An 18,796-nucleotide genomic window follows, 5' to 3' on the forward strand; every position below is an offset into this window, starting at 1 on the left:
AACAGCTATACCTCTTCTACAAGCGCATCGTATCCATCTCCCAAAAACTGAACAAAGCAAAACCCATGCCCAAAAGGGTCAGCCATAAGCGCAAGCTTTCCCCATTCTTGAGTCGTAACGGGCTTTTCGATTTTTGCGCCAGCAGAAACTGCCCTCTGAACGGCAGTCTCTATATCATCGACGACAAAATCCAAATGAACGGGAGTCCAGTGCCGTTCGTAACAGCGCTGTAGGCGGGTGTCAGGTGCAGCAATTGAATCAGGTGATTTCATAAGCAGGTAGATCGGCGATGAGCTGCCTAACATCTCAACCCCGAATACGCCAAAACGGCGCCCAACATGTAGTTCAAACGCCGAACGGTAGAAGTCGATTGCCTTTTCAAGATCGTCAACATCGATATTGACCAGCAAACCCATCTTTCCTCCTGATTAACCGTTTTCACTTCAGCCTGTTCGGTGGATATATACTTTAACGCTACTTTTTGCTTACGAATTGTTTGAATGCTGAGCGAACACCTCTTCCTCGGTTAGCATGTGAGTATTGTTTGCAAAGGTGTAAAAGTCGGGCTTCTGGTCGATAAAAATCTGTTCGGTAAAGGCCCAGTCGCTACTCTTCAGCAAACCGACAGGAATGGCATAGTGTTCTTCCTGCTTTAATCGATAAAACAGATGCGTACCACACTGCTTACAGAACCCGCGTTCAGCCCACTCGGAGGAGCTAAAGGTCGCGATATATTCTTCGCCCGTAAAACTTACGCCACGAACAGGTTCGGCAGCAAAAAGAGGCCCGCCACCCCACCTTCGGCACATTGAGCAGTGACAAATGCTTATATGATTATCTGGCATGGTGATAGTCACGCCCACAGCACCGCAAAGGCATTTTCCTTGGTGTTGCATCTCAGAAGCCATGACCGCCTCCCAAGCGTCTATAACTACTGGCTCATGAAAAGTACCGGACTCTCATCGCTTAGATCATCACCTACTTTATATAGTCAACAAGTTTTCAGCTTGCCTACTATTTTCATAGCTAAGCAACAATGGCCGGACACAAAGGTATTGCCCTAACTGGCCTGCCCTTCAACCCTCCGGCTTAACCGCCGCCCCCATCCGTTCAGCAGCTAGTTCCTCGCCTAATGGTTACTACGCGCTAAAAACCACATTATCAAACGACTGACGCTAGCCTTACTGCGTAAATCCTATTAGCCTGCTAATTCACTCATAAGGGCTTGGCATGCAAGAAACCACTTTTCGGCAGCGCTTGGCGGGCGTACTAATTCTGCTTGGGTTAATCGCTCAAATTTTGGGGTTTACCGGGTGGGTGCCTACTGCACACATGGTGAGCTATTTGCTGTGGTTGGCAGTGGTACTGTTGTGGCGGGATATTCCCAAGCGCTCGCGGATCCAGGCGGGGGTATTAATGGGGCTAGGCCTATTGATGCTGTTAGTGGCACGTTTTGGGTATAACGCTTACGTGGATTGGCCTGCCATGTTGCAGGGCAACGCTTTTGTCGCCGCGATGCTGGTCGGCGTCAGCTTTATCTCGCTGGTGGGTAAACAGCAGGGCCGGAAAAAAGCGCCAGGTAAACGGTTAACTGGTAGCGGTGGCATTTTACGTACGTGGCTGGGCGTGCATTTTCTAGGCACTATCTTAAATATGTCGACGATTATCATGGTGGGTGATCGGTTGGCGCGTTCAGGCCCTCTTTCCATTCCCCAGTATCTAGCTCTTAACCGCGGGCTTTCCAGCGCGGCCACATGGTCGCCTTTTTTTGCTTCCATGGGCGTGGTGATTGCTCTTGCACCTGGGATGGAATACTCCTACGTGGCGCTGTTCGGCTTGCCGCTTGCCCTGGCATCGGGGCTGCTTACCACCTTGGAACTTGGCCGCCGGTTTGATCTTAGCGAGGTTTACGGATTTTCCCTGGCGCCGCGTAGCCTGCTAATGCCAGCTATCATAGCCTTACTGGTGATGGTGTTTCATTTCTGGCTAACGCCTGAGCTTTCCATCGTCGGGATTATTACCTTTTTAATCCCCACTGTTGCCTTGCTATATAACTTACGTGACGGCCCTCGCTATACACTGCGGCGCATCCATCAACACACGACTAACCGCTTACCCGCCATGCGCGGGGAAATCTCGCTATTTTTAGCCGCAGGGCTTCTGACACTTGGGCTTTCAACGCTGGTAGCCGCCGTGGCGGGCAGTGAATGGACGCTGTTTGAATCCTTTGGTGCGCCACAGGGCATGGCAAGTTTTATCGGGATTGTGCTGAGCGCCCTGGCAGGCCTGCACCCGATTATTGGCGTTTCGGTGCTGGCTTCCATGGTGAGCTTGCAAGGCGGCGAGCATACCCTGTTTGCATTTGTTGGGCTGTGTTCCTGGGCCGTGGGTACCAGCGTTGGGCCGTTATCGGGCATTAACCTAACGCTACAGGGGCGCTATGGAATTAGCGGCTACCGTATGATGAAGAACAATCTGTTCTATGCAGCCATCATGAGTTTGCTTACGCTGGGTTCGATTGCTGCCATGAGTTATCTGGTAACGTAACGCTCGACGCTCGGCCATATACGCGAGACGTTAGAAAAGCGGGGGCAGCCCTTTTGGATGCTGCCCCCGCCTGGTTACGCTTAACGGATGACTTATGGTTCGTCAGTTTTTCAGGTATCAATAATTTTATTGGAAAATCGGTAGAAATAGCGATGACCACACTGGTGACATGGCTCCAGGCGTGTCACGTGAGGTAGGCTTACCTGAGCATCACAGTGCACACAGGCCATCAACCCCGGGGCGGCTACTTCACCTTCACAGTAATCGGCCCGGGCGGCTTCGAGGTTTTCATCAAAACGTTCGCGCTCGACCACGCTGCGGTCGGCAATGGATAAAAGCGATTCCGCCACACGACGCGAAAGCCCGCTGATATCAATACCTAGCCACGTGGCCACCTGCATGCCGGTATCGGCCAGGTAATGGCGCATGTCTTTCAGGTCGCGTTCAACCCAAGCGCGTAGCAGGGCCAGCTCGTCTTTGGTGTACTCTTCAAGCTCTGCTTCAAAAGCGACTGCGTCGTCTAAATCCTTTTGCAGATTGTCCCAGGTTAACTCGTTTGCGCCATCCTGCATGCGCTCCAGCAAGCGTTCGTAGCCTTCCCGCAAGCGGTGGTCATTATGTTGTTCACTCATGGTGCCTCTCCTTTTGTCGACGCAGGTGTTTCCCATCATCAGCTTGCCGTTCAAGGATACCCCTTCATAGGATACAATCGACATTACTTATCTGACAGTTGTCATCTACCATTCACTATTGCGCCCATATTGGGCGAATACGCCAAGGCATTAAATAAACCGATGGACGCACACTACAGCCCTCGTGAAATTGAACGTGACGCCCAGCAGTACTGGGACAAACATCAGTGCTTCAAAGCAGTAGAAGACGCGAATCGCGAGAAGTTTTACTGCCTATCCATGTTCCCCTACCCCAGCGGCAAGCTGCACATGGGCCATGTGCGTAACTATACTATCGGTGACGTTGTCTCTCGTTTCCAGCGCATGCAGGGTAAGAATGTCATGCAACCCATGGGTTGGGACGCCTTCGGTATGCCCGCAGAAAATGCGGCGATTCAAAATCAGGTGCCGCCTGCCGAGTGGACCTACCAAAACATTGATTACATGCGTAACCAGTTGAAGGCATTGGGCTTTGCCTACGACTGGAGCCGTGAATTTGCCACCTGCGATACCAGCTACTATCGCTGGGAGCAGTGGTTCTTTACCAAGCTGGTGGAAAAGGGCTTGGTCTACAAGAAGATGTCCACGGTGAACTGGGACCCGGTTGACCAGACTGTACTTGCCAATGAGCAGGTCATCGATGGCCGCGGCTGGCGTTCAGGCGCTCTGGTTGAGCGCAAGGAAATCCCGCTGTGGTTCTTGAAGATCACCGATTACGCTGATGAGCTTCTGACTGATCTGGACAAAGTAGAATGGCCTGAACAGGTCAAGACCATGCAGCGCAACTGGATTGGAAAATCCCGTGGCGTCGAGCTGACCTTTGATATCGAAGCGGCCGACGGCAGCGCGGCCGAGCCGCTGGCGGTTTACACCACTCGCCCAGATACGCTATTAGGCGTTACCTATGTGGCGGTTGCCGCTGGCCACCCCCTTGCCAAACAGGCAGCGGAACAGAACAGAGAGCTGGCAGCATTTTGCGAAGAGTGCGCCAAAGGCGGCACCTCAGAAGCGGAAATGGCCACTAAAGAAAAACTCGGCATGGCGACCGGACATATGGCGGTTCACCCGCTGACCGGCGATAAAGTACCGGTTTATGTCGCCAACTTTGTTCTTATGGAGTTCGGTACCGGCGCCGTTATGGCCGTACCGGCCCACGACCAGCGCGACTGGGAGTTTGCCACCAAGTACAGCATTGAAATCAAACCGGTTATCGCTGATGAAAACGGCCAAACCCCGGACCTTTCCGAAGCAGCATTTATCGAGCATGGCAAGCTGATCAATTCCGGTGAGTTCGATGGTCTTGAGTTCGAGCAGGCTTTTGACGCCATTGCCGCCAAACTCGCTGGCATGGGCCGTGGCGAAGTAAAAACCAACTACCGTCTGCGCGACTGGGGCGTTGCTCGTCAACGTTATTGGGGCGCGCCAATTCCGGTTAAATACGGCCCGGAAGGCCAAACCGTGCCATTAACCGACGAGGAGCTTCCGGTAGCGCTTCCCATGGAAGTCACCGTCGACGCTTCAGGTTCGCCGCTTAAGAAAATGCCCGAGTTTTCCGACCTGGGCGACGGCTGGGTACGCGAAACCGATACCTTTGATACCTTTATGGAATCATCCTGGTACTTCGCACGCTTCTGCTGTGCCGACAACCACGACGCCATGCTGGATGAGCGTGCCAACTACTGGCTGCCGGTCGATCTTTACATTGGCGGTATCGAGCACGCAATCCTGCACTTGCTGTACGCTCGCTTCTTCCACAAGCTGATGCGCGATTTTGGTCTGGTGGAGAGCGACGAGCCCTTCCAGCAGCTCCTGACTCAGGGCATGGTGATCGCGGAAACCTTCTACCGTACGCAAGATAACGGTGGCAAACAGTGGTTCAACCCGGCGGATGTGGAAGTCAAGCGTGATGAAAAAGGCCGCCCGTTAAGCGCCATCTTGATGAGCGACGGCCAGCCGGTCGAGATGGGCGGCATCGAAAAGATGTCCAAGTCAAAAAACAACGGCGTTGACCCGCAGTCGATGATCGACAAGTTCGGCGCCGATACGGTGCGCCTGTTTATGATGTTTGCCGCCCCGCCCGAGCAGTCGCTCGAGTGGTCTGATTCCGGCGTGGAAGGCGCGCATCGCTTTCTCAAGCGGGTCTGGCGTCAGGTCAGTGAGCATCTTGAAGCGGGTACACCGGGCGAGCTGAACTCTGATGCGTTGAACGACGACCAGAAGGTGCTGCGCCGTAAAACCCATGAAACGATCAAGAAAGCCAGCGATGATATTGGCCGTCGTACCACCTTCAATACGGCTATCGCTGCCGTAATGGAGCTTTCCAATGCAATTGGCAAGTTCGAAGATACCTCTGAACTGGGCCTGGCGGTTAGCCGCGAAGCGCTAGAGGCCTGCGTACTGCTGTTGTCACCTATTACTCCCCATGTGTGCCACCAACTGTGGCAAAACCTGGGACATACTCAGCCGGCCATCGAAGCTCGCTGGCCCACCATTGATGAGGCCGCCCTGGCTCGCGACAGCATCGAACTGGTGGTTCAGGTAAACGGTAAATTACGCGCTCGTCTGGAAGCCCCAGCCAGTGCGGACAAAGCAGCCATCGAGAAGCTCGCGATGGAAAACGACAACGTCCAGCGTCACCTGGAAGGCAAAACGGTGCGTAAAGTCATCGTTGTACCGGGCAAGCTGGTAAACATCGTGGTAAGCGGATGAACCGACGCACGTTTCTAACCACCAGCATCGCCGCTTCAGCGGCGGTGCTACTCAGCGGCTGTGGCTTTCATTTACGGGGCGCCGGCTCGGTGCCTGAACTGCCTGCGCTGGCTCTTGAAGGTGACAGCAATAGTGCCACTGCACAGCACCTGCGCGTGCGCCTACAACAAATGGGCACGGAAGTAACCCCGAGCGCGCTCTGGCGCGTCACACTGGGAACACCTTCCATGCTACAGCGGCGTATCGGAAGCGACAGCCGATCTAGCCGGGAGCATGAGCTGACGCTCAGTACCACGCTTTCGGTACAGCAGCGTGATACAAACGCCTATGCGCTTAATAACGCCACCGTGGCCGTTAGCACACGCATTCGGGTCAATGATGACGACCTCCTGAATCGGGAAACGCTGTTTCAAGAAGCCGAGCAAGTACTGACTCGCCAACTGGCCCAGCGTATTCTGGAGCGTCTTGCTTATATTGAGGGTTTTGAGTGAAGGTCTTTGCCGACCAGCTGCCAGCGGCCCTTGCCAAAAAATTGCCCAAGGTAGTGATTGTAGGCGGCGATGAGCCGCTACAGCACCGCGATGCCTGCGATGCCGTGCGGGCAGCCGCTCGGCAAGCAGGTATTGAGGAGCGCGAAGTGTTGGATGTTGACGCCAATTTCGCCTGGAGCCGTTTACTGGAAGCGGCCAGCAACCTCTCGCTGTTTGCCACCAGCAAACTGATGGAAGTACGTTTAGGTACGCACAAGCTTGGCCAGGAAGGCAGTAAAGCCTTAGCGCAGTACGCTGAGATGCTTGACGGCAGCGACGATGTGCTGCTTCTCAGCATGGGCAAATTGGATGCCAAGCAACAGAAAAGCGCCTGGTTCAAGGCGCTTGATAAGCACGGCCTGTTTGTTCCCGTATGGCCCGTAGATAATTCGCGCTTGGGTTATTGGCTGCGTGACCGTACAGCACTGCATGGGTTACAGATCGATCTGGAAGCCGCACGGCTTCTAGGTGAACGTACTGAAGGCAACCTGCTGGCGGCCGATCAGGAGCTGCAAAAGCTGGCGCTTATTCACCCTCAGGGTACACGCCTGAATGTTGAGAGCATTGCCCAAGGCGTGGAGGACAGCTCACGCTATGACGTGTTCAACCTGGCGGATGCCTGTCTGAAAGGTGAGCCTAGCCGCGCCTCACGCATAGTGCAGGGACTGCGTAGTGAAGGGGTTGAAGCGCCTATTGTGCTTTGGGCGTTAAGTCGTGAACTGCGTACCCTGCTCTCTTTGCATCAGCATCTGGATCAGGGGCAAAGTTTTGAACATGCCTGTAAAACGCAAAAGCCGATGATCTTTGATAAGCGCCGCCCCGCTTACCAGAAAGCGATCAAGCGACTTTCCATGAAGCGCTTACACAAGCTTTTATTGATGGTCCAGCGGCTTGATCTCGCGGTTAAAGGCGCCTCTGCAGTGCCTCTATGGCCAGGCCTGCACGACTTGGCAATGACCATGGCAGGCGGCAAAGGCATTCTTGCTGAAACTGCCTGGACCTATCGCATTAGTGCAAATAATTAGTATCTTGCACAATTGACTTAAAACCCATGCGTTTTATTTCTATACTCTTGATTCCAGCAGTAAAATGCTTAGCCTCTCTGACTAGTCTATAAGGAAGAAGACGATGAAAACATTGCGTGCTTACCTCTCTACGCTGTTGATTGCCGCTCTGGTAATTACCAGCCTGCCAGTTGCTGCTGCACCTGTATCTCCCCAATCGATGGATCTAGTATCAACCCAGTCAGTTTTGGTCAGTGACCGTGCTGGCTCCGACCGTGAACGAATCAATGAGATCCTTGCCCGTGCCGACGTACAGGAGCAGCTGATCAAGCAGGGGGTCGATCTCGACGAAGTGGATGCGCGTGTTGCCGCTCTGAGCGATGTCGAAGCACAACAGATGGCCCAGCAGCTTGAGCAGCTTCCTGCGGGTGCAGGTGGAGGCGTTATAGGTGCCCTGTTTGCCGTTTTCATCATCTTGCTGATTACTGATATTCTCGGTCTGACCGATGTTTATCCGTTTACCCGCTAAGCTAGATCACTGATGAAAACATTGCTTTCCAACGCCCGCTTCGCGGGCGTTTTCGTGTTTGCCCTACTGCTTTCGGCCTGTGCCCAGAGTCCGGTACTGCTCGATAGCACCTACGAATCCCTCACACCCCAGATAGAGAACCGCGAGGTGCCGTTTTTCGCTCAGAGCGAGTACCAGTGCGGCCCGGCAACGCTTGCTATGGTGCTCAACTATCAGGGTGTGGATACCAGCGTCGATGAACTGATCCCCCAGGTCTTTCTGCCGGGACGTGACGGTAGCGTGCAGCCCGAAATGCTGGCAACTGTTCGCCGCCATCACCAGCTTGCCTACCCTATTCGTGGCACCATGGATGCACTTCTGGGGCATCTGGAAGCGGGCGATCCGGTGGTGGTCATGCAGAACCTGTCGCTGCCTATCTATCCCATGTGGCATTATGCGGTGGCAATCGGCTTTGACCTGCCTGAAGAAACCATCGTTTTACGCAGCGGTGAGCGCAAGCGCCATACGCTGTCGTTTAGCCGTTTTGATGCGACCTGGGCACGCAGCGACCGCTGGGGCTTTATTGTTGCCAACCCCGGCACGCTGCCGGAAGGTATTACCGCGCGTAACGCGGTAGAAGCCATTAGCGCCTACGAAGAAGCCCACGGGCCAAAAGAGGCACTTACCAGCTGGCAAGCGCTGGTCGAGCACTATCCTGGCGATCCACTTGGGCAGTTCGCCCTGGGTAATGCCCTTTATGCCGATGGCCAGCCCGAAAAAGCGATTGCCGCCTTTGAAACCGCTACCCAGCATGATGCTTATATGGGTGCCGCCTGGCTTAACCTGGGGATTTTGCGGCTGCAGCAAAATAAACCCGAAGAAGCGCGTAACGCCTTAATGCAAGCAGCGTCGATTGAAGGCAGTTGGCAACAGCGCGCTCAAGCGTTATTGAATGATGTTTAAACGTGAGGTCCAAGGTAAGGGTTAGCTTTAATCCAAAACCTTTGACAAATACACTTAACCCTGCAAAACAAAAAGGGGCCATTTGGCCCCTTTTTGCGTATAAAGCAATACGTTAAAACACTCGATTTAACCCATTTTGCGCCGCTACGCGATACGCTTCGGCCATAGTGGGATAATTGAACGTCGTATTCACAAAGTACTTGAGAGTATTTGCCTCGCCCGGCTGCTGCATAATAGCCTGGCCGATATGCAGAATCTCGGAGGCCTGATCCCCAAAGCAGTGAATGCCGAGAATTTCCAGCGTATCCTGATGGAATAGAATCTTCAGCATGCCCACGACATCGCCCGTGATCTGAGCTCGTGCAGTATCCTTGAAGAACGCCTTACCCACTTCATAGGGCACCTTGGCTTCGGTTAACTCGCGCTCGTTAGGTCCAAATGAACTGATTTCAGGAATGGTATAGATACCGGTCGGCACATCACTGACAAAGCGGTACTCTTTATCAAGCAATTCGTTGGAAGAGTTAAGTCCCTGATCATAAGCGGCGCTGGCAAGGCTTGGCCAGCCAATCACATCACCCGCGGCATAAATATGCGGAATTGCCGTGCGGTAGTGCTCATCAACATTTAGCTGCCCACGGCTATTTGCCTCCAGGCCGATATTTTCAAGACCAAGGCTATCTGTGTTACCGGTGCGCCCGTTCGCCCACAGGAAAGCGTCAGCGCGGATTTTTTTACCCGATTTCAATTGCACCACAACGCCTGATTCATCGCCTTCAACGCTTACGTAATCTTCGTTATGACGAATCAGTACGCCATGCTTACGTAAGTGATAGGAGAGCGCATCGCTGATTTCATCATCCAAAAAGGACAGCAGGCTATCGCGGTTATTGATGAGGTCAACTTTCAGCCCGAGCCCTGAAAATATTGATGCATATTCACATCCGATAACACCAGCCCCGAAAATCACTAACGTCCTTGGTGTATGGGAAAGGCTTAATATAGTGTCGGAGCAGTAGATACGTGGATGGCGAAAATTGATATCCGCCGGGCGATAGGGACGCGAGCCTGTCGCAATGACGATTTTTTTGGCGACGAGTTCTTCCATGCCTTCGTGCTGGCCACGCACAACGACCGTATGCTCATCCTTGAAGCGGGCAATGCCGTGGAACAGGTCAATACGATTGCGCGCATAAAAGGTGGTCCGCATTTCCACCTGTTTGTCGATCGTCCCGCGCGAGCGCTCCATTACTTTAGGGAAAGAGAACCAGCGAGGCTCACCGATATCGCGGAACATGCGGTTAGTGTTAAACGCCATGATCTGCTTGACCTGATGGCGCAACGCTTTGGAAGGAATGGTGCCCCAGTGAGTACAGTTACCGCCTACCTGCGTCTGCTTTTCGATAATTGCTACACGCTGCCCATGTTTGGCTGCATTAATCGCTGCACTTTCGCCCGCCGGACCCGTACCGATAACCACGACATCATAATTGTGAACCGCCATACTCGCTGCGTCTCCTTGTTCCCAAAAATTAGGCGCAGCGGATCACTCGGCTGCGCCTCACTATTTCCGTACGTTAGGCTAGCGACGAGTGGCTTCGTAGCCTAGGTCTGCCCCACGGCTTTCGTCGCTACGACGACGTACGCTACCCCGCTTACGGTTCTCTTCCTCACATACTTCGTCTTTACCACCGCAAATGTCACAACCGTCTTTCATACCGATTTGGTTCAAGCCTCCGCATGAACCCGCAATAGGTTTGCGGCCCATTAAAACACCTACCGCCATTGCGCCCATGATTAGCGCCATAAAACCAAATACCAGTAGCCAGATTGCCATATGAATCTCCCAGCATTGCTATTAAAGCCTTACCTGCAGACAACCGTATTACAATTAAGTGCCCTACGGTTATACGCTGTTAGCTTATTGTACCTCAGCGGCGGCCGACTTATCAGCGTCACTACCGCTTTTAACGTATTGCCTATAAACGCGCATATAAACAAAAGGGCCAGCCTTACGGCCAGCCCCTTATGCCCGAAGGCAAACTGCAGCGTTAAGTAAGTACTTAACCGCCGAAGTCATCCAGCATGATGTTTTCAGGTTCAACCCCTAGATCCAGCAGCAGCTTGATCACGGAGGCGTTCATCATGGGCGGCCCACACATGTAGTACTCGCAATCTTCAGGCGCCGGATGGTCCTTCAGATAGTTCTCGAAGAGCACGTTATGGATAAAGCCGGTCGGACCTTCCCAGTTATCTTCAGGCTGCGGATCTGACAGCGCCAGATGCCACTCGAAGTTGGGGAATTCTTCAGCCAGCTGATCGTACTCTTCGTTGTAGAAGGTTTCACGCCAGGAGCGTGCACCATACCAGAAGGACATTTTGCGATCAGATTTCAAACGCTTCAGCTGGTCAAAGATATGGCTACGCATCGGCGCCATACCGGCACCACCGCCGATAAAGACCATTTCTGCATCGGTATCCTTGGCGAAGAACTCACCAAACGGCCCCATTACCGTCACCTTGTCACCGGGCTTCAGGCTAAAGACATAGGTAGACATAAGGCCAGGCGGATGGCTGCTGCCCGGAGGCGGCGTGGCGATACGGATGTTAAACTTGAGGAGACCCTTTTCTTCCGGGTAGTTCGCCATGGAGTAGGCGCGAATCACTTCCTCGTTGTTCTTATGGGAAACATCGAACAGGCCGAATTTTTCCCAGTCGCCACGGTACTCTTCCTCGATATCGAAATCCGAAAACTTGATATCGTAAGGCGGTGCCACCAGCTGCACGTAACCACCCGCGCGGAAAGCCACTTCTTCACCTTCCGGCAGCTTGAGGTTCAGTTCCTTGATGAAGGTAGCGACGTTGGGATTAGCCGTTACTTCGGTTTCCCATTTCTTAACGCCAAACACCTCTTCAGGCACTTCGATCTTCATGTCCTGCTTAACAGGCACCTGACAAGAGAGCCGCCAGCCCTCTTTCTTTTCACGCATGGTGAAGTGTGACTCTTCGGTAGGCAGGATTGAACCGCCGCCCTCTTCCACGCGACATTTGCACTGGGCGCAAGAACCACCGCCACCGCAAGCAGAGGAGAGGAAAATACCGTTTGCTGCCAGCGTATTCAAAAGCTTGCCGCCGGCCTGAGTCTGCAGGGTATGTTCAGGGTCGTGATTGACCTCGATGGTCACGTCCCCGCTACTCACTAGCTTACTGCGTGCTGCCAGAATGATCGCCGTTAAACTGATAACGATGATCGTGAACATGACAACACCGAGCAAGATGATAGTTGTATCAACCATATCGGTTTCCTATTGCTAAGGTTTCCTGTAACCCGGCGATGCAGCACCGCCGGGAAAAACCGGCCCCGATTAGAGCTGAATGCCCGAGAAGGACATGAAGCCCAGCGACATCAGACCCACGGTGATGAACGTAATACCTAGACCTTGCAGGCCGCCTGGTACATCGCTGTATTTCAACCTTTCACGAATACCTGCCAGAGCCGTAATGGCCAATGCCCAACCAACACCGGATCCAAAACCGTAAATAGTGGCTTCACCGAAGTTGTAGTTACGCTCAACCATGAACAGTACGCCACCTAGGATGGCGCAGTTTACGGTGATAAGCGGCAGGAATACGCCCAGTGCGTTGTACAACGCAGGCACATATTTATCCAGGAACATCTCAAGGATCTGCACCAGCGCTGCAATAACACCGATGTAGCTCAATAGCCCTAGAAACGAGAGGTCGATATTCTCAGCACCACTGATACCTGTCCAGGAGAGCGCACCTTCCGCGAGCAGAAGATTGAACACCAAGTTATTAACCGGCACTGAAATAGTCAGTACCACAATAACTGCAATGCCCAGGCCAAACGCTGAGGAAACCTTCTTAGAAACCGCTAGAAAGGTACACATTCCCAGAAAGAATGCCAAGGCCAGGTTCTCAACGAAAACCGAAGCGACGAAAAGGCTTAAATAGTGTTCCATGTTACACAGCCTCCTGTGGCTTGGAGTTTTCTTTCATCTTGAACTCGGTATCTTCTACCTGTTCGGGATTGACTGAGCGCAGCACCCAAATCAATAGCCCGATAATAAAGAAGGCAGAAGGCGGCAATAACAGCAGACCGTTTGGTACGTACCAACCGCCGTTTTGAACCGTCGGCAAGATAGTAAAGCCAAACAAACTACCCGCACCCAGCAGCTCACGGAAGAAACCCACGACCAGCAGTACGAAGCCATAACCTAGGCCGTTACCAATACCGTCTAAAAATGACATGCCCGGCGTATTGGACATGGCAAAGCCTTCCGCACGCCCCATTACGATACAGTTGGTAATAATCAGACCCACGAATACCGACAGTTGCTTCGACATTTCATAAGCGTACGCTTTGAGGATCTGATCAACCACGATGACTAGAGAAGCGATAATCGTCATCTGTACAATAATACGAATCGCGGACGGAATATGGTTCCGGATCAGCGATACGAAGAAGCTTGAGAGCGACGTTACAAAAATAACGGCCAGGGCCATTACCAACGACACGCTCATGCTGGTGGTTACCGCCAGTGCAGAACAGATACCCAATATCTGAAGCGCAATCGGGTTGTTCTGGAAGATTGGCGCTATTAAAACGCTTTTTGCATTTACGTCCGCCATGATTAAGCCCCCTCACCGTCTTCGAAGTCAGTATCGGCGTTTTCGGCGTTTTCAGACTCAGTACCGCTGCGGAATTGCGCAAGGTATGGACCGAAACCTTCTTCGCTCAACCAGAATTGCAGCATGTTGGTAACACCATTACTGGTGAGCGTAGCACCGGATAACGCGTCTACTTCATTTTCACCACTAGCGTTTTTGCTCAGGCGGATGGCCGGTGAGAGGTCGCCCTCTTCATCGTAAATCTCTTTACCTTCCCACTGGGCCTGCCAACGCGGATTGTTTACTTCACCACCCAGGCCCGGCGTTTCGCTGTGGTCGTAGTAGGTAATACTGATAATGGTATTACCGTCACCTTCGATCGACAAGAAGCCCATCATCCGGCCCCAGAGACCTTGTCCACGAATCGGCAAAACGATTTGCTCGGGCTCATCTTCATTGCCTACCAGGTAGACAGTGGCGTAGTTTTCAACGCGCGTGAGTCCCGCAATGTCACGATCGCCAGACAGCGTACGGCCAGTTGCCGGATCACGTGCGGCTTCAAAGCCATCAAACTCATCAGGATCGAACTCATCGGTATATTCGCCGGTTTCAAGCTCGACGACACGCGAAGTGATCTGCTCCCGAAACGCTCCTTCCACATCCATACCCGGCTCGTATAGACGCGCCACGTTAAGAATGTTGGTTTTACGATCCAATTCCTGATTGAGCTGCTGTGCAGGACGCAGTGCCACGGCGGCCGTCGAAACGATAACCGAGCACACAATACACAACGAAAACGCCACAATCAGAATCTTCTTGATTGAGTTATTACCTTGTGCCATTAGGCAGTCTCCTCGGCCGGTACGCCAGTACGCTTGATACGGCGCTTGATATTGGCCTGGACGAAGAAGTGGTCAATCAATGGTGCAAACAGGTTAGCAAAGAGAATCGCCAACATGATGCCTTCGGGGAAGGCTGGGTTAACCACACGAATCAGCACCGTCAGTACACCAATTAGCGCACCAAATATCAAACGGCCCTGGGTGGTCATGGAAGCAGAGACGGGGTCAGTCGCCATAAATACCATCCCGAACGCGAACCCACCTATCACGAAGTGCCAGTACCAGGGCATGGCAAACATTGGGTTGGTATCTGAACCAATTAGATTCAACAGCGCGCTGCTCGCGACCATGCCAAGGAATACACCCAGCATGATTCGCCACGAGGCTATTCGTGTATACAGCAGCACTAGTGCTCCGATCATGATCGCAAGCGTTGACACCTCACCCACCGAGCCTGGAACAAAGCCAAGGAAGGCGTCCCACCAGCTAAAGGTATTGGTCACTGCATCCATGCCGTCCTGGAACGCTATGGAAAGTGCAGTCGCCCCTGTGTAGCCGTCAGCCGCTACCCAGATTTCATCGCCAGAAATTTGCGCCGGGTAGGCAAAGTAGAGGAACGCACGACCGGTAAGCGCTGGGTTCAGGAAGTTTTTGCCTGTACCGCCAAAAATCTCCTTACCAATAACAACACCGAAGGTGATGCCAAGCGCTACCTGCCAAAGTGGAATGGTCGCTGGGAGAATCAGCGCATACAGCACCGAGGTCACGAAGAAACCTTCGTTGACTTCGTGGCCACGCTTGACCGCAAACAACACTTCCCAGAAACCACCAACGGCAAAGGTTACCAGGTAGATAGGCAGGAAGTACGTGGCGCCCAGTAAGAAGTTAGACCATAAGCTGTCGGAGTCATGCCCCCCTGCCAGGGTCATCAAAATGGCTTCACGCCAGCCACCCATGGAGGCATAGCCTGCATCGATTGCCACGTTCGCCTGCCAACCCGCGTTCCACATACCGAAGAACATGGCTGGAAAGGTGCATAGCCAAACGGTGATCATGATGCGCTTTAGGTCGATACCATCGCGCACATGAGCCGTGGTTTTAGCAACGCTGGGCGGAGAGTAGAAAATCGTGTCTACCGCTTCGTAAAGCGGATAGAACTTTTCATATTTCCCGCCTTTATGGAAATGCGGCTCGAGACTATCGAGTGTTTGTCGAATACCCATCATCAGGCCTCTTTCTCGATCATGGTGAGGTTGTCACGCAGGATGGGGCCGAACTCATATTTGCCTGGGCAAACATAGGTACATAGCGCCAAATCCTCTTCGTCTAACTCAAGACACCCGAGTTGCATGGCAACTTCAATGTCGCCCACGATCAACGAACGCAGCAGCTGAGTCGGCAAGATATCCAGTGGCATGACGGTCTCGTACGAACCCACTGGCACCATGGCTCGCTCGGAACCATTAGTAGAGGTGGTCGGTGCGTAGTTACGCAGGCCTTTAATGCGGGAAAGATAAATACCCAGAACCGAATGGCGATCTGCACCTAGCGACAGCCACCCCATTAAAGCACGCTTGTTGCCCTCTTCAAGCAAACTGATTTGATTGCTGAAGCGTCCCAGGTAGGTCAGGTTTCCCTCAGCTGTAAAGCCAGAGAACACCGAACCGGAAATCACGCGAGTGTCGTCGGGTTTGATGACTTCGCCTGCCAGGAGTTCCTCGGTGCTTGCACCCATGCGGGTACGCACGAGCCGCGGTTTCTCAGCGCGTGGACCACCAATAGCCACCACACGGTCAGTGCTCAGCTTGCCTTCGGCGAACAGCTTGCCGAACGCCATGACATCCTGATAACCGATGTGCCAGACTTTTTTATGCAGCGCCACTGGCGAAAGGTAGTGAATATGCGTGCCTACCAGGCCAGCCGGATGCGGACCAACAAAGCTTTCGGCTCTCACGCCCTCAATATCCCCGCCAGGGATATTGTCATCAGTACCCATGCACAGGAAAACGTTGCCCTCGGTCAGGCGGGTTAGCACCTTGAGGCCGTCTTCAAACGCTTGGGTATCTTCGTTGATGATAACTGAAGGGTCAGCACTTAGCGGATGAGTATCCACAGCCGTTACAAAAATATCAGCAGGAAGACTGTCGATAGCTGGCGTGCGTGAGAAAGGACGCGTACGTAGCGCTGTCCATAATCCTGATTCAACCAGTTGGTCGACGACTAACTGACGGTCAAGTTGCGCTAAAGTAGAACGCTCATGAGAGGCGAATGTCATCGCTTCTTCATTTTCGTCGACTTTAATGACCACAGAGAGCAGGCGACGCTTTTCGCCACGGTTTATTGCAACTACTTCACCGCTTGCTGGTGCCGTAAAACGCACACCCTCAACTTTCTTGTCGGTAAAAAGCAGTTGGCCCAGTTTGACCTTGTCCCCTTCCTGAACTTCCATGGTTGGCTTCATGCCAACATAGTCAGTACCCAGGATTGCCACGTAACGCACAGGCTGCGCATCTTCAATACGCTGCTCGGGCACTCCCGTGATGGGGAGATCCAGGCCTTTTTTGACTTCGATCATAGTCTCGCCCAGTTGATGGATCGGATATACGAAGGTAAGGGGTTCGAATGCTTATTTCCTGCCCAGTGAATTCTTATTTTCTGTCAGATTGTTACCAGTCAGGCCCAAGCACTGCTTGAACCACCCCGAAAAATCTTACGCATTATAAAGATAAGCGCGGCCAATGACCACATCCCTGATGCTCTCAAAAAGTGTTATACGCCTATCAATCGCAATTGATTTTAAAATTAAAAACGCCACCCGAAGGTGGCGTTATAAAAATCCGGCTTGATAAAAAAAAGCCGTTTGACAAACCATTTATCCTATAAAGGCATCATGCGAGGTGCGGCAACTTCAAAAACTGCACGTTCGACATCTGCTGCAGGATGCGGATTACTTGACAGCTGTAGCCAAACTCATTGTCGTACCATACGTACACAACGACATTATTGTCGTTGGCAATGGTTGCTTTCGCATCCACGATGCCAGCATGGCGATTGCCAACGAAGTCCGATGAAACCACTTCGGCAGAATCCACATAATCAATCTGCTTTTGATAAGACGAATCGATGGACATGCGGCGCAGATAATTATTCAACGCATCGGCATCGGTTGGCTTATCTAGCGTCAGGTTTAAAATGGCCATGGAAACATTCGGCGTCGGCACACGAATCGCATTGCCGGTTAGCTTGCCTTCCAGTTCAGGTAGCGCTTTTGCCGCTGCCTTGGCCGCACCCGTTTCGGTCAATACCATGTTGAGCGCCGCACTGCGGCCGCGACGATCACCTTTATGATAGTTATCAATTAGGTTCTGGTCGTTGGTGTAAGCGTGTACCGTTTCAACATGCCCGATCGCAACGCCATACTCATCATTGAGCACCTTGAGTACGGGCACGATGGCGTTAGTGGTACAGGAAGCGGCCGACACAATACGGTCATTGTCACCAATGGTCGTGTGATTAACCCCGTAAACGATATTTTTGATATCGCCTTTACCCGGCGCGGTCAATAGCGCCTTGGCAGCGCCCTTGCACTCCAGATGCTGGCCAAGGCCAGCCTCATCACGCCAGATCCCGGTGTTATCAACGATTACAGCATTATCAATGTCATAGGCGGTGTAGTCGATTTCGCTAGGTGAATCAGCGTAGATCACCTGAACAATATTGCCGTTAACAGTCAACGTACGCGCTTCGGCATCAACGGCTATAGTACCCTCAAAGGGCCCGTGCACAGAGTCACGACGCAGCAGGCTGGCACGTTTTTCAAGATCCTTGGCAACATCACCACGCCCACGCACTACAATGGCCCGAAGGCGTAATAGGTTGCCACCACCAGCCTTTTCAACCAGTACGCGTGCAAGTAAGCGGCCAATACGACCAAAACCGTAAAGCACGACGTCCTGCGGCTCGCCCTTGCTAGCTCCCGGCTTATAACCGTCGATAATATCCTTCAACTCGTTACGTAAAAACGCGTTGAGATCACTACCGCCCTTCCTTTTAAACATGACCCCAAGTTTGCCCACGTCAACATGGGCAGGCCCCAGGTTAAGCGCGCTCATGGCTTCAATGATGGGGAACGTGTCCTCAACCGAAAGCTCTGTACCTTCAATCTTACGTACAAACCGGTGATCCTTCAGAATCCGGATAACCGACTGATTGATCAGCGAGCGCCCAAACATGGTGGCCACAACATTGTTCTGGCGATAGAGACGGCCCACCAGCGGGATCATCTGCTCGGCCAGGGCTTGATTGTTTTGCCATTCCTGAAAAACGTTCTCGAGAGCTTGCTGACTCACGTGCGGCCTCATACGGTTATGAAAGATAGGGTTATGAAATA

At 52.7% G+C, this 18,796-nt stretch carries 18 protein-coding genes; 6 read left to right on the forward strand and 12 right to left on the reverse strand.

Going from position 1 to position 18,796, the window contains the following annotated elements:
* Positions 1–5: 5 nt before the first annotated feature.
* Complete coding sequence (locus ELY25_RS03530; protein ID WP_126949908.1) at positions 6–416, reverse strand: VOC family protein; 411 nt, start codon at positions 414–416, stop codon at positions 6–8.
* A 69-nt stretch (positions 417–485) separates the two neighbouring features.
* Positions 486–908, reverse strand: coding sequence for a GFA family protein (locus ELY25_RS03535; protein ID WP_126949909.1), 423 nt, complete (start codon positions 906–908; stop codon positions 486–488).
* A gap of 322 nt (positions 909–1,230) precedes the next feature.
* Here ELY25_RS03535 and ELY25_RS03540 point away from each other — a divergent pair, with 322 nt between their 5' ends.
* The gene (locus ELY25_RS03540) at positions 1,231–2,547 is read left to right on the forward strand and encodes a hypothetical protein (RefSeq protein WP_126949910.1); all 1,317 of its coding nucleotides are present in this window, start codon (positions 1,231–1,233) and stop codon (positions 2,545–2,547) included.
* Positions 2,548–2,657: 110 nt separating this feature from the next.
* On the opposite strand, the gene ELY25_RS03545 is transcribed toward ELY25_RS03540, so the two are convergent.
* A complete protein-coding gene (locus tag ELY25_RS03545; protein ID WP_126949911.1) occupies positions 2,658–3,179 on the reverse strand; it encodes a zinc ribbon-containing protein in 522 nt (173 codons plus the stop codon).
* A gap of 162 nt (positions 3,180–3,341) precedes the next feature.
* Between ELY25_RS03545 and leuS the strand changes: the two genes are divergently transcribed.
* The 5 genes from leuS to ELY25_RS03570 all read left to right on the forward strand — a co-directional run bounded on the left by leuS (position 3,342) and on the right by ELY25_RS03570 (position 8,932).
* The gene (gene leuS, locus ELY25_RS03550) at positions 3,342–5,927 is read left to right on the forward strand and encodes a leucine--tRNA ligase (RefSeq protein WP_126949912.1); all 2,586 of its coding nucleotides are present in this window, start codon (positions 3,342–3,344) and stop codon (positions 5,925–5,927) included.
* Positions 5,924–6,418 (forward strand): LPS-assembly lipoprotein LptE, encoded by a 495-nt coding sequence (locus tag ELY25_RS03555; RefSeq protein ID WP_126949913.1) that lies wholly within the window; start codon positions 5,924–5,926, stop codon positions 6,416–6,418. The genes leuS and ELY25_RS03555 overlap by 4 nt, the downstream gene beginning before the upstream one ends.
* Complete coding sequence (holA, locus tag ELY25_RS03560) at positions 6,415–7,482, forward strand: DNA polymerase III subunit delta (RefSeq protein ID WP_126949914.1); 1,068 nt, start codon at positions 6,415–6,417, stop codon at positions 7,480–7,482. The genes ELY25_RS03555 and holA overlap by 4 nt, the downstream gene beginning before the upstream one ends.
* Positions 7,483–7,585: 103 nt before the next feature.
* A complete protein-coding gene (locus ELY25_RS03565; protein ID WP_126949915.1) occupies positions 7,586–7,990 on the forward strand; it encodes a PA2779 family protein in 405 nt (134 codons plus the stop codon).
* Between the two features lie 12 nt (positions 7,991–8,002).
* Positions 8,003–8,932, forward strand: coding sequence for a PA2778 family cysteine peptidase (locus ELY25_RS03570; protein ID WP_126949916.1), 930 nt, complete (start codon positions 8,003–8,005; stop codon positions 8,930–8,932).
* Between the two features lie 112 nt (positions 8,933–9,044).
* On the opposite strand, the gene sthA is transcribed toward ELY25_RS03570, so the two are convergent.
* From sthA to ELY25_RS03615, 9 genes are all read right to left on the reverse strand, one after another.
* Positions 9,045–10,436, reverse strand: coding sequence for a Si-specific NAD(P)(+) transhydrogenase (gene sthA / locus ELY25_RS03575; protein ID WP_126949917.1), 1,392 nt, complete (start codon positions 10,434–10,436; stop codon positions 9,045–9,047).
* Positions 10,437–10,514: 78 nt separating this feature from the next.
* Positions 10,515–10,769: a (Na+)-NQR maturation NqrM gene (gene nqrM / locus ELY25_RS03580; RefSeq protein ID WP_126949918.1), complete on the reverse strand. Its 255-nt coding sequence runs from the start codon at positions 10,767–10,769 to the stop codon at positions 10,515–10,517.
* 226 nt (positions 10,770–10,995) lie between these two features.
* The gene (gene nqrF, locus ELY25_RS03585; protein ID WP_126949919.1) at positions 10,996–12,228 is read right to left on the reverse strand and encodes an NADH:ubiquinone reductase (Na(+)-transporting) subunit F; all 1,233 of its coding nucleotides are present in this window, start codon (positions 12,226–12,228) and stop codon (positions 10,996–10,998) included.
* A 69-nt stretch (positions 12,229–12,297) separates the two neighbouring features.
* Positions 12,298–12,915 carry an NADH:ubiquinone reductase (Na(+)-transporting) subunit E gene (gene nqrE, locus ELY25_RS03590; RefSeq protein ID WP_126949920.1) on the reverse strand — a complete coding sequence of 206 codons (618 nt, stop codon included), beginning with the start codon at positions 12,913–12,915 and terminating at the stop codon, positions 12,298–12,300.
* Between the two features lies 1 nt (position 12,916).
* Positions 12,917–13,585, reverse strand: coding sequence for an NADH:ubiquinone reductase (Na(+)-transporting) subunit D (locus ELY25_RS03595; protein ID WP_126949921.1), 669 nt, complete (start codon positions 13,583–13,585; stop codon positions 12,917–12,919).
* A 2-nt stretch (positions 13,586–13,587) separates the two neighbouring features.
* On the reverse strand, positions 13,588–14,406 hold the full coding sequence (locus ELY25_RS03600) for a Na(+)-translocating NADH-quinone reductase subunit C (RefSeq protein ID WP_126949922.1): 819 nt from the start codon (positions 14,404–14,406) through the stop codon (positions 13,588–13,590).
* Positions 14,406–15,632: an NADH:ubiquinone reductase (Na(+)-transporting) subunit B gene (locus tag ELY25_RS03605; protein ID WP_126949923.1), complete on the reverse strand. Its 1,227-nt coding sequence runs from the start codon at positions 15,630–15,632 to the stop codon at positions 14,406–14,408. Before ELY25_RS03605 ends, ELY25_RS03600 begins: the two co-directional genes overlap by 1 nt.
* Positions 15,632–16,981, reverse strand: coding sequence for a Na(+)-translocating NADH-quinone reductase subunit A (locus ELY25_RS03610; RefSeq protein WP_126949924.1), 1,350 nt, complete (start codon positions 16,979–16,981; stop codon positions 15,632–15,634). The genes ELY25_RS03605 and ELY25_RS03610 overlap by 1 nt, the downstream gene beginning before the upstream one ends.
* Positions 16,982–17,294: 313 nt before the next feature.
* The gene (locus ELY25_RS03615) at positions 17,295–18,755 is read right to left on the reverse strand and encodes a glyceraldehyde-3-phosphate dehydrogenase (RefSeq protein WP_126949925.1); all 1,461 of its coding nucleotides are present in this window, start codon (positions 18,753–18,755) and stop codon (positions 17,295–17,297) included.
* Between the last annotated feature and the right edge of the window lie 41 nt (positions 18,756–18,796).

The organism is Vreelandella populi, assembly GCF_003989825.1.
GTDB classification, from domain to species: Bacteria; Pseudomonadota; Gammaproteobacteria; order Pseudomonadales; family Halomonadaceae; genus Vreelandella; species Vreelandella populi.

Coding starts and splice junctions, on each gene's coding strand:
- ELY25_RS03530 (WP_126949908.1), bottom strand. CDS start 416: ATGGGTTTGCTGGTCAATATCGATGTTGACGATCTTGAAAAGGCAATC.
- ELY25_RS03535 (WP_126949909.1), bottom strand. CDS start 908: ATGGCTTCTGAGATGCAACACCAAGGAAAATGCCTTTGCGGTGCTGTG.
- ELY25_RS03540 (WP_126949910.1), top strand. CDS start 1,231: ATGCAAGAAACCACTTTTCGGCAGCGCTTGGCGGGCGTACTAATTCTG.
- ELY25_RS03545 (WP_126949911.1), bottom strand. CDS start 3,179: ATGAGTGAACAACATAATGACCACCGCTTGCGGGAAGGCTACGAACGC.
- leuS (WP_126949912.1), top strand. CDS start 3,342: ATGGACGCACACTACAGCCCTCGTGAAATTGAACGTGACGCCCAGCAG.
- ELY25_RS03555 (WP_126949913.1), top strand. CDS start 5,924: ATGAACCGACGCACGTTTCTAACCACCAGCATCGCCGCTTCAGCGGCG.
- ELY25_RS03565 (WP_126949915.1), top strand. CDS start 7,586: ATGAAAACATTGCGTGCTTACCTCTCTACGCTGTTGATTGCCGCTCTG.
- ELY25_RS03570 (WP_126949916.1), top strand. CDS start 8,003: ATGAAAACATTGCTTTCCAACGCCCGCTTCGCGGGCGTTTTCGTGTTT.
- sthA (WP_126949917.1), bottom strand. CDS start 10,436: ATGGCGGTTCACAATTATGATGTCGTGGTTATCGGTACGGGTCCGGCG.
- nqrM (WP_126949918.1), bottom strand. CDS start 10,769: ATGGCAATCTGGCTACTGGTATTTGGTTTTATGGCGCTAATCATGGGC.
- nqrF (WP_126949919.1), bottom strand. CDS start 12,228: ATGGTTGATACAACTATCATCTTGCTCGGTGTTGTCATGTTCACGATC.
- nqrE (WP_126949920.1), bottom strand. CDS start 12,915: ATGGAACACTATTTAAGCCTTTTCGTCGCTTCGGTTTTCGTTGAGAAC.
- ELY25_RS03595 (WP_126949921.1), bottom strand. CDS start 13,585: ATGGCGGACGTAAATGCAAAAAGCGTTTTAATAGCGCCAATCTTCCAG.
- ELY25_RS03600 (WP_126949922.1), bottom strand. CDS start 14,406: ATGGCACAAGGTAATAACTCAATCAAGAAGATTCTGATTGTGGCGTTT.
- ELY25_RS03605 (WP_126949923.1), bottom strand. CDS start 15,632: ATGATGGGTATTCGACAAACACTCGATAGTCTCGAGCCGCATTTCCAT.
- ELY25_RS03610 (WP_126949924.1), bottom strand. CDS start 16,981: ATGATCGAAGTCAAAAAAGGCCTGGATCTCCCCATCACGGGAGTGCCC.